Source organism: Bacteroidales bacterium, assembly GCA_013314715.1.
In the GTDB taxonomy this organism is placed as follows: domain Bacteria; phylum Bacteroidota; class Bacteroidia; order Bacteroidales; family GWA2-32-17; genus Ch61.
The window spans coordinates 1-13,705 of record JABUFC010000042.1 but is presented as its reverse complement, the minus strand read 5'-3'; the positions used below and the strand labels follow the sequence as shown (position 1 = coordinate 13,705).

Below are 13,705 nucleotides of genomic sequence, written 5' to 3'. Positions count from 1 at the left end.
AAATAATCATTATATGAATAAACTAACGAGTTTATTATTTTTAGCTCTTGTAGCATTGTTTTATGGATGTTCCAATAAAGGCAATGGAGAGCTAATTGGGGTTCAAAACCGCGAAGCTTGGTATGAACCACAACCTTATGGTATGGTATTCGTTCCTGCCGGATCGTATAATATGGGACCCGACGATCAGGACGTGCCATGGGCAATGACAGCCGAAACAAAAACGGTAACCGTTGCTCCTTTCTGGATGGACGAAACAGAAATAACCAATAATGAGTACCGTCAGTTTGTAGAGTGGGTACGCGACTCTATTGCATATAAATTATTAGGAGCTCAATTAGAACAATACCTTATCACTCAAAATGAATACGGCGAAGATGTTAACCCTCCTTTTATTAATTGGGAAGAAAAAATAAAATGGAACGAACAAGAATCACGCGAAATTTTAAATGAATTATTTTTACCGGAGCAAGAACGTTTTTATCGTCGCAAAGAATTAGATACGCGTAAACTTAATTTTGAATATTTTAGAATTGACCTTAAACAAGCTGCTAAAAAATATGATTTTAATAACGATACGCGTAGAGCATGGAATTATGACGAAAACAAATACGATGGCGAAGTTACCGACTTCAATTATAAAAGCCCTACCAAAGGCCAACGAATTCCTGTAAAGGACCGTTCATCTTATATCGTTCGCGATGTAGTTAATGTGTATCCTGATACACTTTGTTGGATGAGCGACTTTACCTATTCATTTAATGAACCTATGGCTCGTGCTTATTTCTGGCATCCTGCATACGATAATTATCCTGTAGTTGGTGTTTCATGGAGACAGGCACGTGCATTTTGTGTATGGCGAACCGAATTGTTAAATAGTTATTATTTAGAATCAATGGGTGAACCATTTGTTCAAGAATATCGCCTCCCAACAGAGTCCGAATGGGAATATGCTGCACGTGGTGGATTAAAAGGCAACATGTATCCTTGGGGTGGTTATTATACTCAAAATTATAAAGGTTGCTACGTAGCTAACTTTAAACCTATGCGAGGTGCATATACACCTGATGGTGGTATTTATATGTTGGTGGTCGCTCATTATGATCCCAATGAATATGGTTTATATGATATGGGAGGTAACGTTAGCGAATGGACAAGCAATGCCTTTGAAGAAGCTGCTTACAGCTATACCGATGATTTAAATCCCGATTATACTTACGAAGCGTTACCCGATGATCCACCTGTACGTAAACGTAAAATTATTCGTGGTGGTTCATGGAAAGATATTTCATGGTATATGCAATGTGGTACCCGCACCTACGAATACCAAGACTCCGCCAAATCATACATTGGTTTTAGATGTGTTCGTTCATATTTAGGCCGCGATTTCCGTGATGGTAGTGAAGGTTCACAAGTATATTAGAAAAAAAATAACAATAAAATATTATAATTATTAACTTAAAAATTATTGAATATGAAATTTAGTGAAATGACTCAGACCAAAGGTTGGAAAAACTTTATGTCTAAGGTTTACGGAATTGGGGCATCCGTAGTTCTTGTTGGTGCTATGTTTAAAATTATGCACTGGCCTGGTGCAGGTATTATGATTGTTACAGGTCTAAGTACAGAAGCTTTTATTTTCTTTACTTCTGCATTTGAACCTCTACACCAAGAATGGGACTGGAGTATTGTTTATCCAGAATTGGCCGGTATGCATGATGAAATTGAAGACGAAGAAGTAAAAAAATCTGTAAGTACTAAAAAATCTGCTTTAGAAAAATTCGATGAGTTATTAAATAGCGCACAAATTACACCCGATTTATTTGAAAAATTAGGCAATGGACTGAGGGCACTAAATACAACTACTGAAAAATTAGCCGATGTTAGCGAAGCTACCGTGGCTACAAATAATTATGTTGCAAGTTTTGAAAAAGCTTCAACAAAAGTTAACGAATTTGCTGATTTATATAGCAAATCAGCACAAGCCCTTAATCAATCTGCAGCTAAATTAGCAACAACATACGAACACAATGCCAATACCGTTGAAAGTACGTTATCTCAGTTTGTTCAAACAATCGGAAATTCTGGTAATGCTTTAGCAACTGCTTACCAAAATTTAGCTGTTGTAGTTAACACTGAAGCAGAGAATTCAAAAATGAATGCTAAAAATTATACCGAACAGCTACAAATAATGGCTAAAAATTTAACCGCTTTAAATGCTATATACGAACTTCAATTACAAGGTTCTAACGAATACTTAGAAAATTCAAAGAAATTATTTAGTGGTATGGACGAAATAATGGAAAGCATGAAAAGCTCAGTTGAAGATGTTAAGAAATACCGTGAAGAAATTTCTAAACTTGGCAATAACTTAGCAGCAATGAATACCATTTATGGTAATATGCTAGCAGCAATGAATTTTAATAAGTAATCGTTAGCTTTAACTTTAAAAATAAAGGATTAGAATATGGGTGCAACCAATTGTCCTGAAACCCCGCGTCAGAAGATGATAGGAATGATGTATTTGTTCCTAACAGCAATGTTGGCGTTGAACGTTTCAAAAGATATATTAAATGCATTTGCCGTAGTAAACGAAGGGCTCGAAAAAACAAATATTAGTTTTAGTTTAAGTAATGGCTTTACTTACGATGCATTTGAAAGAGCAAATCAAAACGACCCCTTAAAAGTAGCTCCCTACTACGAAGCTGCAAAAAAGGCCAAAAAATACTCCGAAGAGCTATATAATTATCTGAAAGAAAAAAAGATAGAGCTTATCATGCAATGCGATGGTAAAACAAAAGAAGAAGCAGAAAAAGCTGCAGAAGATTTACTATTATTTGAAGCTAAAGACCAAAGAGATGTTCCACATTTTTATATGTTAGGCGAGAGTGTTGACGGGTCGCAAGGTGAAGCTCGAAATATTAAAAATAAATTAATAGAATATAAAAAGAATTTGCTCGAATTATTTAAAAGTCCCAAGATACAATTACCCGAAAAAGAAAATTTATTAAAACAATTAGGCGATTTAGGTATCAATACCGAAGATAATCCCAAAGCAAGCCCCGATAAACCCGAAGAAAAATATTGGGAGACAAAACTTTTTGCCGAAATACCTGCTATTGCTACTTTAACTGTGTTGTCACAATTGCAAAATCAGGTAAAAAATGCTGAAGCTAAAGTAATTCAACAGTTATTAAGCGGAATTGGTGCTACCGATTTTAAGTTTGATACGGTTGCGCCTCGTGTAATACCACGTTCAAATTACTTAATTTCTGGCGATAAATACGAAGCCGAACTATTTATTGCAGCATTTAGTTCAACCGATACCATGTCGCAAGTGTTGATTGGTGATAGCTACGATTCAACAAGTGGCAAATTAAATGGCAATATTAAATCTATCAAAATGAATCGTGGTATTGCCAAATATATTGTTGAAGGTGCTGGTGTTGGAAGTCACCAATATGCCGCTATTATTAAGGTATTTAATCCATCTACGGGTCAATACAAAGAAGTTCCTGTAAAATCTGGTGGAAAATATAGTATAGAATATACCGTAGCTCCTCCTATGGCAGTTGTTTCACCTACAAAAATGAATGTTCTTTATATTGGAGTTGAAAATCCAATAGAAATTTCGGTGCCAGGTTTTAGAGATGACCAAATTTCTGCTAGCATACAAGGTGGTTCTATATATCGTTCGGGAAAGGGAGCTTGGGTCGCTAAAGTTACTACACCCGGTAAAACGCACATTTCAGTATCGGTAAAAGACGATAAAGGTGGAGCCCGTAGCATGGGAAGTAAAGAGTTTCGTGTGAAACGTATTCCTGACCCCGTACCTACCGTTGCTGGCAAAAAAGGTGGCAGTATTTCAAAAGGGTTACTTATTGCACAAAATGGTGTATCTGCTACGTTAGAAGGTTTTGATTTCGACTTAAAATTTAATGTTACAGAGTTTACGGTATCGGCAAATATTGGTGGTTTTACAAAGGATGCTATTGCCAGAGGTTCAAAATTTACACCCGAACAAATTGCACTTATCAATCAAGTTCAACGTGGTAAAAAGCTATATATCGAAGGCGTAAAAGCTGCTGGACCTGATGGAACTGTTCGTAATTTAGGTTCTATTGCATTTAAAATTGAATAACTATGAATTTGCTAATATTTACATATAAAACAATATTTAGCAATATTTTACGTCATAAATAAAAATAGTTAATATGAAAAAACTTATTCTTCTTTGGGTAATCGGGTTGACATCGCTAAATATTTTTGCTCAGCAAAAACAAAGTGATGTACTTGATGGAGTTTACGTTAAAGAACATGTACCAGCACGTAAGCCGGTTCCATATCATCATCTACGCGAAGCCGATATGATGTGGGGGAAGAAAATTTGGCGTATGCTCGATTTACGCGAAAAAATTAATCATCCACTCTATTTTCCTACTCGTAAAATGGATGACCGATATAGTTTAACTGAGTTATTGCTATATGGTATCGAAAACGAAGGTTTAGTTGCATATAGTGATATCGATGATGAATTTACTACTCCAATAACAATTGCTGAAATTAATACTAAACTTGGTGCTAAAGTAGATTCACAATATGTTGACGACGAAGCAACCGGAACTCAAGTCTTGAAGGTTATTCCTGGCGAACGCAAACCCGAAGAAGTAACACGTTATTTAATGAAAGAATATTGGTATTTTGACAAACAACGTTCGATGCTCGAAGTAAGAATTATTGGTATGGCACCGATTAGAATGTATGCACGTGAAGCAGCATTGAATGAATCGGGTGGAACTAAAGATGAAAGTGAAGAAAAAGAACTCGAAATGAAGCTCGTTATGTGGATTTATTTCCCAGCAGCTCGTCCTTTATTGGCTAACCATGAAGTATTTAATCCTTACAACGATGCAGAACGTAGAACCTTTGACGATATCTTTTTCAAACGTCGTTTTAGTAGCTTTATTTATCAAGAAACTAATGTTTATAATAACCGTTTTATTTGGCAATATAAAAGTGGTTTAGATGCTTTACTCGAATCGGAGCGTGTCAAAGATTTTATGTTTAAAGTTGAACACGATTTGTGGGAATATTAATTTTTATTAAAAATATGTAAAGGCTATCTTTTCGATAGCCTTTATTTTTTGTAATTAGATGGCACAATACATTTGTTTTTTACCCATATTTTGCAAGAATCACAAACATATTCACCATTGCAAGTCAGAAATATACCATGTACATTTTTTTTAAGGACGTATAATTTACCTTCTTTTATTTTATATATAATGTATTGCTTTATTGAGTCGTGTGTAGTTTCGGCAAGCATTTGGCCGATTTCTATGCCTACATCGTTGTTGAAATAATCCATTTGTGAACTTTCGAAATCGGGTAATGTTCCGTCTTCTTGTTTGTTTCTTTTGAAATATTGATAATTGCCTTTTTCGTGAGCCTTGCCAAGCGATAACGCTCTTTTAGGACCATATTGCTTGGTGATTAATGCCATCCAATATGCATGCCTAAAGGCATCTAATTGTCCACCATTTAGATCTCCGTCTAATGTGGTGTCGTTTATTAATCGTTTAGTTTCAAATATAGCTTTCTCACTTAGTTTATATACATTGTTAGCTATAAAAGGGTGTAATAAAACCCATTGTTTTTCTGCACAAGGTAACGACATGAATTTTTTTACTAACGATTGAGAAAAAATATGCTTATGTGCTGTTATGCACATAAGCATATAAATAAAAACAACTTTATAATTTAATTTACTCAATTACAATAACCAAGTATTTTGAAACAGACCAAAATTGTTTCTTATCGAGTATTACAAGTTTTTCGATTTTTTTACCATTCATATCGAGCTTGTAAGAGTTAGCAGGGTGCGAAGTAATAACTTTAGCTTTAGAGGCATTGATGGGAATTTCGTTAATGGTAGTGATATCTACTTTAGTAAAATAATCTTTATTAAAATCTTCACGAAGTTTTTCTATTTTACCAATTCCAACAAAACCACCTTCTTTTGATATGATTTTATTTTCGATTAATTCTTTTTTGCTTCCTAATACATAAAAAGCAGTATTAAGTTCTTCTGTTTTTTGAGCTATAATGTCTTGCTTTTGTGCATTTTCTTTATTTAAGCTATCGATATTAGAGGTTAGTATTTCTACTTTAATGTTCATTTGTTCTAATTTAGCTTTTAATTCGGCGATTTCTGCATCTTTTTGAGCTATTTGTTGTTCGAGGTTATTGAGCATTTTTTCGAGTTCAACTAAACGACTATTCGATTTTTTTAATTTTCTGCGAAGATCTTCGATGGTTTTTTTATTTTGTTGTAGTAAGTCGTAAATTAGTTGCATGTCTTGATTAATTTGGTCTTTGGCGGTGGTGGGGTTTTCGGGATTATTGGCATTAACAGTAACTAGGTTTTCCGCTTGTTTAATTCTATCTAAATTGGTTTGAATATCATTAAAATCGGCTAAGTACTGATTAATTTGTCCTACATCGGCCGAAACTAAGCCCGCCAAGCTATCTCGCTCAGATAATAATTTTTTATAAGCTGGGTCTTCTTCGATATTCCCTTGGCATGACCATAAAATAAGTGCTAATACAAATGATAAGTAATTTTTCATGTGTAATTATTTTTTAATTTTTAAATTAAGGTCACATGGAATACGCCATTCGAATAAAGAGCAAGGCTTATTTGTGAGTGATAATTTCATTTTCGGTTGCTGTGAATTTATTCTCATGGCTATTTCATATTTTTTTTGTTGCAAAGTTACAAAATTATTCGTTAGCTGTACTAATAACAATTACAATTTCGCCTTTAATTGGAGTAGTTTTAAAATAATCTATAACCTCTTTAAAAGAACCTCTTATAATACTTTCGTGAAGTTTGGATATTTCACGGCATACACAAACTTGTTTTTTGTTATTAATATGATAATCAAGCTCTTCTAAGGTTTTTAATAAGCGAAAGGGCGATTCATATATAATACATGTTTTATTGTATTGAGCAATTTCTTCAATTTTTTTCTTTCTTCCTTTTTTATGTGGGAGAAAGCCTTCGAAAATAAAACGATCGCAGGGGAATCCACTATCAACCAATGCAGGAATAAGTGCGGTTGCTCCAGGTAAGCATTCTACTTCTATTTGATTTTGGATAGCTTCGCGTACAATTAAAAAGCCTGGATCGCTGATGGCAGGAGTTCCTGCATCACTTACAAGGGCAATTCTTTTACCTGATTTAATTGCGTCGATAATTTTATCTAAAATATGATGTTCGTTGTATTGATGATATGCTTTTAAGGGTGTTTTTATGTCATAATGTTGCAGAAGCTTAATTGTTTGACGAGTATCTTCAGCTAAAATGAAATCAACTTCTTTTAAAATGCGTAAGGATCTTAATGTTATGTCTTCTAAGTTACCTATGGGAGTAGGTACAATAAAAAGTTTGCCCATAATATTGTTTGTCTTTTTTGAATTCATAATAAAATATTATCTTTCCGACTGTAAACTTAAAAATTAATTAAGATGGATACAAACAAATCGTTAGAAATTTTAAAAATGGCTATTTTAATGGAGCGTAAAGGTTATGCTTTTTATAGCCAAGTTGCCAAAAGTACTCAAAGTCAAGAGATTCGACAAATTTTTGAGACCATGGCCAAAGAAGAAGTATTGCACGAAAAGTTTTTAAGCGATACATTTAAAGCAATTCAAAAAGAGAATAAAATTAGTTCGCTGGCGTTACCCAAACAAGAAGATGCTTTTTCGGGACTTATTTTAACTGATAAACTTAAAAAAGAAATAAATGCAGCTAGTTACGAAGCAGCAGCTATTTCGGCAGCCATTGATATGGAAAGTAATGCTATAAAGGTTTATGCCGAATTTGCTGAAAAGTCTGAAAGCAAAGAAGAAAAAGAATTATTTATGTGGCTTTCAAATTGGGAACGTTCGCATTATGCTATTCTTTTAGAAATGGATAAAGAATTGAAAGAAGCGATTTGGTACGATAACCAATTTTGGCCTTTTTAATTTTTGGATATTAATAAAATAAGTCTTACCTTTGCAGTCCATTTAAAAATTCCATGCTTCATGTGTAATGGGAGATTAAGTGGTAAACTTAATTTTGAGTAGCACTAAAAAGTAATTATTATGAAATCTATTGAATTGAAAGCGATTATTCGCAACGACTTAGGAAAAAAAGCAGCTAAAACATTGCGTAAAAAAGAGTTAATTCCTTGCGAAATTTATGGCGGTGGTTCCAACATTCATGTTGCTATTGAGGAAAAGTATCTCAATAAGATGGTATTTACTCCATACACTTATTATGCTGTTTTAGATATTAATGGCGAAACGAAAAAAGCTATTATTAAAGATGTTCAATTTAACCCAGTAACCGATCGTGTTAGTCACGTTGACTTTTACGAAATATACGATGATAAACCAATAATAGTAAAACTTCCTGTAAAAGTTGTAGGTTTGGCTAAAGGGGTTAAAGATGGTGGTAAGTTATCGCAAGAAATGAGATATATCCATGTTAAAGGCTTAATTAAGGATATGGTTGAAGTTGTAGAAATTAATGTTGAGAACCTCGAATTGGGCAAAACCATTCATGCAGGAGACATTTCTATTCCTAATTTAACGGTGGTTGATAAGCATGATAATGCAGTGGTTACTGTAAAAATAACACGTGCTGCTGTTGAATCTTCTGCTGAAGCTGGTGCTGCTGAATCTGCTAAATAAGAACTAATATTCTAACGTTTTGAAATACCTTATTGTTGGTTTAGGAAACGTTGGTAAAGAATACGAACTTACTCGTCATAATATTGGTTTTAGAGTATTGGATGCATTAGCAAATGCATCCAATACTATTTTTGAATTAGACCGTTATGCTTTTAAAACAACGATTAAGTATAAAGGCAAATCGTTGATTCTTATTAAGCCTAGCACTTATATGAATTTAAGTGGCAAAGCAGTTAAATATTGGTCAAACAAAGAAAATATTTCTACTCAAAATATATTTGTTGTGGTAGACGATATTGCTTTACCTTTTGGTACTATTAGAATACGAGCTGGTGGTAGCAATGGGGGGCATAACGGCTTGTCAAATATTGATGAAATACTGGAAAGTAATCATTATCCACGCTTACGTTTTGGTATAGGTAATAATTTTCCCAAAGGCAAACAAGCCGATTATGTTCTTAGTCCCTTTTTACCAGAAGAAGAGAAAGTACTTCCTTTTTATATTGAAACCATGAAAAATGCCATTCTTTCTTTTGTTTCAAATGGCATTCAACATTGTATGAACGAATACAATAGATATATTTTTCCTCCAGAGGATAAATGATATATTAGCTGACTACTATTATATAGTAATTTTTCTTTCCTTTTTGAATTAATATAAACTTATGATTTAAAAGATTTTTTTCGGAGAGCGTAATTTCAGTATTAACTTTTTCTTTATTGATACTAAGTCCACCAGCGGCGATCATTTTACGAGCTTCACCTTTACTTGGAAAAATGTTCGTTTTTACAGCTAATAATTCGATCAATGGAATACCTTGTAATATGTCTGATTTTGATATATTAAACTGAGGTACACCATCGAAAACAGACAAAAACGTTTGTTCATCGAGTTTTTCTAATGTTTCTTTGGTTCCTTTTCCGAAAAGTACTTGTGATGCTTCGACTGCTGCTTTATATTCATCTTCGCCGTGAACCATAATGGTTACTTCTTTGGCTAATGCTTGTTGTAAAATTCGAAGATGTGGTTCTTGTTTATGTTTTAGAATAAGTGTTTCTATTTCTTGGCGTGAGAGCATGGTAAATATTTTAATATATTTTTCGGCGTCTTCGTCGGTGGTGTTTATCCAGAATTGATAAAATTGATAAGGCGAAGTGTAGCGTTTGTCGAGCCAAATATTTCCTTTTTCAGTTTTTCCAAATTTACCTCCGTCGGCTTTAGTAATAAGTGGGCAAGTTAAGGCGTAAGCTTCGCCTCCTAATTTTCTGCGAATTAGCTCTGTTCCTGTAGTAATGTTTCCCCACTGATCGCTTCCGCCCATTTGTAGCTTACAGTTATGATGTTCGTATAAGTATAAAAAGTCGTAGCCTTGCAAAAGTTGGTATGTAAATTCTGTAAAGGAGATGCCTGTTTCCATTCGTTTTTTAACAGAATCTTTCGAGAGCATATAATTAACTGTAATATGCTTTCCAACTTCACGTAAAAAGCCGATTAAATCAAAAGGTTTAGTCCAATCATAGTTATTGACAATTTCGGCTTTATTTGGAATATTTTCATTAAAGTCTAAAAATAATTGGAGTTGATTATAAAGACCTTGTTGATTTCTTTTGAGTGTTTCTTCGTCGAGTAGTTTTCTTTCTTCAGATTTTCCACTGGGGTCGCCTATCATACCGGTAGCACCACCAATAAGTGCGATGGGCTTATGCCCTGCTTTTTGTAGGTGTTTGAGTAACATTATCGATACTAAGTGTCCAATATGTAATGAGTCGGCCGTAGGGTCAATTCCGACATAGGCTGTAGTCATTTCTTTTGAAAGTTGTTCTTCGGTACCGGGCATCATATCGTGAATCATGCCTCTCCATTGTAATTCTTCAATTAATGAATTTGCCATATGAATTATACTTTTGCTAATGCTTGATCTAAATCTTGAATTAAATCTTCTACATTTTCAATTCCAACCGAATAGCGAACTAAGCCTTCAGTAATATTAGCAGCCTTTCTGCCTTCAGGTGTCATTGATGCGTGTGTCATTGAAGCGGGATGTTGAATTAATGTTTCCACGCCGCCTAGTGAAACAGCAAGTAGTGCAACTTTTACATTGTTCATTAAAACTACACCGGCATTGTAGCCTCCTTTTAATTCAAAACTTATCATTGAGCCAGGTCCTCTCATTTGCTTTTTAGCTAATTCGTATTGTGGATGTGAGGGTAAACCGGGGTACATAACTTTTTCAACTTTAGGATGGTTTTCTAGGTATTGAGCAATTTTCATAGCATTTTCCTGAGCTCTATCCATTCGCAACGAAAGGGTTTTTACGCCACGAATTACTAAATATGCTTGATGTGGGTCCATATTGCCCCCCATATAAATCATTGTTTTGCGTAATTTGGTATAAAGTTCTTCGTTTTTTGCAATTAAAGCGCCGCCAACAATATCGGCATGTCCATTAATATATTTAGTTAGTGAATGGAGTACAATATCAGCTCCTAAATCGAGTGGATTTTGCAAATAGGGGCTACAGAAGGTATTATCTACAACTACTACAATGCCATGTTCGTGTGCAATAGCTGATGCAGCAGCGATGTCGGTAATTTGTACAGTAGGATTAGCTGGAGTTTCGAGGTATAATATTTTAGTGTTCTTTTTAATATTTTGTTTAATGTTTTCGATGTCGGATGTGTCAATAAAAGTGGCCTCTACACCAAATTTCTTAAAATGTGATTCTAATACACTTCTACTTGGTCCATAAACAGCACTGGTGCTAAGAATATGTGAACCTTGTTCTAATAAAGCCATGTAAGTTGTTGTAACAGCTGCCATTCCAGATGATAAGGCAATGCCACCAAATCCATGTTCCATTAGAGCTAATTTTTTCTCTAAATTCTCTATGGTAGGATTGCCTATACGAGTATAAATATAGCCTTTTTCTTTACCGGCAAAACAATCCGCTCCATGTTGAGCATTTTTAAAGGCAAAAGTAGATGTTTGATAAATAGGAACGACAGCGCTTCCCCATTCGTCGTGTACATCACCACCATGAATTAAAAGGGTATCAAAACCCATGTTAGAATTTTCCATATAATTTTTTTTGCACAAAATTAGTAAAAGCTTGAATAAAATAAGTATAAAACTAATCTTTCCATTTATTTCTTTCAATGTTGAAATTATAAACAATGATAAAAAGAGAGGCCATAAAGAAGGGAATGAGTGGAATCTTATAACGAACTAATGAACCAAAATTAGATGTAGTTAAGCCAATAAAAAAAGCAAAAAGTAAAGAAAATACTAAACTAAAAACAATGAATGAATCGCTAAATAAAACTTTCTGCATGTACTTCCATCCATAACGTTGCCAAGTAAATAACGACAAGAAAACAATATACAAACTTAATAATAGAAAAATGGTATTTTCTAACGCAGATATAAGCATTACAACATTTTTAACATCCCATAAATATGGTCGGTACAAACCAGCTAAAGTAGCTAAATGAAATTTTGATAATACTCCCATCACGGTAGGTTCAAAATAGCCTATATCGAACGAATTGCCACCATAATACGATTGCTTTAAGTCTTGTTGACTAATTAAAGCCACGTTAAGCATTTTGTCGATAGAGGAATACTGTTCATTAAAGGTGCTCGATATTTTTATGGTTATATTAATGCCAAGGTATATAATAATTATTAAAAATAATGGAATAATAGTTGTTTTTAAGACTTTGTTTTTTATGTCTTTGTAATATTTATATACAATGGTTACAAAAACTGACATCATAAAAGTAATAAAAATATAGGGCTTTATAGAAAGTAATATAAATGATGAAAATATTACTAGTAAAAGGTTTTTGATAATATGTGTTTTAAGTTCAATAATACGATAAAATCCAACAAAAATTAAACATATTGCCATTAACGTATAAGAATCCTTCATGATACCGCTTCCCCAAAATAATGTAGAAGGAATAAAAAGAACGGCAAAAGCTATGGCTCGCGAATTGTTTTTAAATTTGTTATATAGCAATCTAAATAGTGACCATAAGCCATTGTATGTAAATCCTGCAATTAAAACAGCAGTGCCTAAAAAACTTTTGCCTGATAATAATACAAAAATAACAGAAAACCTTACTGTAGAAAATGAATTAAAATCGGAATAATAACTTACATAGCCTATTTTAGGACCAAACAGACTTCTGTTTTCGGGAGTGAGATTTCCCAACATTATACTAAAAAACTTACCAAAATCTTCGAAAGCTAAATTCAATAAAGAGCGGGAACTGTAAAAATATAATACTGTATCGCCACCCTTGTAATAAAGAGCGTATATTAATGAAAAAGCAATGCCTCCAAGAATTTTAAATACAATTCCTTTTACATAATATTTGTATTCAGGATATTTTTCAATTTTTCGGATTTTAATAATAAAAGCATAGCTAAATAAAATCAAAAACCAAAACGATGCCATTATAATATCCCATAACTCTATCTCTATATCTTCTCTGTAAAAATACATTTAAAATTAAATCACGAAATCTTTACAAATTTACATCAAAAAATTTAGTTGATATAATGCTTTCATTATTAGTTTCTAAAAATAAAGAATAAACCCAGATTAGGCATTTAAAAATGCGTAATCGATAAAGTGCTTGAAATCCATTACCTAAATAAGTTTTATCCCAATTATATCAAGTAGTTAATTTTGTTATTAACAAGAAAACGAGATTCCTAATGATTAATTTCCTCTAAAAATATTACTGTATTATTAGCTGGTTAAATTTGTTTATTCATCGTACTTGGGGTTAATAAGTTACAAAAATTATTCGATTTTAATAGCTTTTTTCTCTAAAACTTTACCATTGACCATTAACGAGTAGAAATATAAACCTGCTTGTTGCTTACTGGCATCCCAATCGACACTATAATTACCAGTCTGTTGATATTCATTTACCAAGTTAGTTATTCTGC

Annotated in this window: 14 protein-coding genes; 7 read left to right on the top strand and 7 right to left on the bottom strand. The window is 33.3% G+C overall.

Annotated elements, in window-relative coordinates; translation table 11 throughout:
* Positions 1-13: 13 nt before the first annotated feature.
* The 4 genes from HPY79_09850 (at position 14) to gldN (ending at position 5,096) form a co-directional block, all read left to right on the top strand.
* Complete coding sequence (locus tag HPY79_09850) at positions 14-1,423, top strand: SUMF1/EgtB/PvdO family nonheme iron enzyme (GenBank protein ID NSW46102.1); 1,410 nt, start codon at positions 14-16, stop codon at positions 1,421-1,423.
* Positions 1,424-1,474: 51 nt separating this feature from the next.
* A complete protein-coding gene (gldL, locus tag HPY79_09845; GenBank protein NSW46101.1) occupies positions 1,475-2,431 on the top strand; it encodes a gliding motility protein GldL in 957 nt (318 codons plus the stop codon).
* Between the two features lie 36 nt (positions 2,432-2,467).
* Positions 2,468-4,141, top strand: a complete 1,674-nt coding sequence (gene gldM, locus HPY79_09840; protein NSW46100.1) for a gliding motility protein GldM — start codon at positions 2,468-2,470, stop codon at positions 4,139-4,141.
* Positions 4,142-4,214: 73 nt separating this feature from the next.
* Positions 4,215-5,096, top strand: coding sequence for a gliding motility protein GldN (gene gldN / locus HPY79_09835; GenBank protein NSW46099.1), 882 nt, complete (start codon positions 4,215-4,217; stop codon positions 5,094-5,096).
* Between the two features lie 41 nt (positions 5,097-5,137).
* On the opposite strand, the gene HPY79_09830 is transcribed toward gldN, so the two are convergent.
* The 3 genes from HPY79_09830 to rsmI all read right to left on the bottom strand — a co-directional run bounded on the left by HPY79_09830 (position 5,138) and on the right by rsmI (position 7,458).
* The gene (locus HPY79_09830; protein ID NSW46098.1) at positions 5,138-5,677 is read right to left on the bottom strand and encodes a hypothetical protein; all 540 of its coding nucleotides are present in this window, start codon (positions 5,675-5,677) and stop codon (positions 5,138-5,140) included.
* 88 nt (positions 5,678-5,765) lie between these two features.
* Complete coding sequence (locus HPY79_09825) at positions 5,766-6,629, bottom strand: hypothetical protein (GenBank protein ID NSW46097.1); 864 nt, start codon at positions 6,627-6,629, stop codon at positions 5,766-5,768.
* Between the two features lie 154 nt (positions 6,630-6,783).
* Complete coding sequence (gene rsmI / locus HPY79_09820; protein ID NSW46096.1) at positions 6,784-7,458, bottom strand: 16S rRNA (cytidine(1402)-2'-O)-methyltransferase; 675 nt, start codon at positions 7,456-7,458, stop codon at positions 6,784-6,786.
* Between the two features lie 72 nt (positions 7,459-7,530).
* Here rsmI and HPY79_09815 point away from each other — a divergent pair, with 72 nt between their 5' ends.
* The 3 genes from HPY79_09815 (at position 7,531) to HPY79_09805 (ending at position 9,346) form a co-directional block, all read left to right on the top strand.
* Positions 7,531-8,031: a ferritin family protein gene (locus HPY79_09815; protein ID NSW46095.1), complete on the top strand. Its 501-nt coding sequence runs from the start codon at positions 7,531-7,533 to the stop codon at positions 8,029-8,031.
* A 120-nt stretch (positions 8,032-8,151) separates the two neighbouring features.
* Positions 8,152-8,742 (top strand): 50S ribosomal protein L25, encoded by a 591-nt coding sequence (locus HPY79_09810; GenBank protein ID NSW46094.1) that lies wholly within the window; start codon positions 8,152-8,154, stop codon positions 8,740-8,742.
* A gap of 19 nt (positions 8,743-8,761) precedes the next feature.
* Complete coding sequence (locus HPY79_09805) at positions 8,762-9,346, top strand: aminoacyl-tRNA hydrolase (protein NSW46093.1); 585 nt, start codon at positions 8,762-8,764, stop codon at positions 9,344-9,346.
* 4 nt (positions 9,347-9,350) lie between these two features.
* Here HPY79_09805 and HPY79_09800 read toward each other — a convergent pair whose 3' ends face one another.
* The 4 genes from HPY79_09800 to HPY79_09785 all read right to left on the bottom strand — a co-directional run.
* Positions 9,351-10,634, bottom strand: coding sequence for a tyrosine--tRNA ligase (locus HPY79_09800; protein NSW46092.1), 1,284 nt, complete (start codon positions 10,632-10,634; stop codon positions 9,351-9,353).
* Between the two features lie 5 nt (positions 10,635-10,639).
* Positions 10,640-11,821 (bottom strand): PLP-dependent transferase, encoded by a 1,182-nt coding sequence (locus tag HPY79_09795; GenBank protein ID NSW46091.1) that lies wholly within the window; start codon positions 11,819-11,821, stop codon positions 10,640-10,642.
* 52 nt (positions 11,822-11,873) lie between these two features.
* The gene (locus HPY79_09790; GenBank protein NSW46090.1) at positions 11,874-13,253 is read right to left on the bottom strand and encodes a hypothetical protein; all 1,380 of its coding nucleotides are present in this window, start codon (positions 13,251-13,253) and stop codon (positions 11,874-11,876) included.
* Positions 13,254-13,556: 303 nt separating this feature from the next.
* On the bottom strand, positions 13,557-13,705 hold a 149-nt coding region (locus HPY79_09785), incomplete at its 5' end, for a hypothetical protein (GenBank protein NSW46089.1).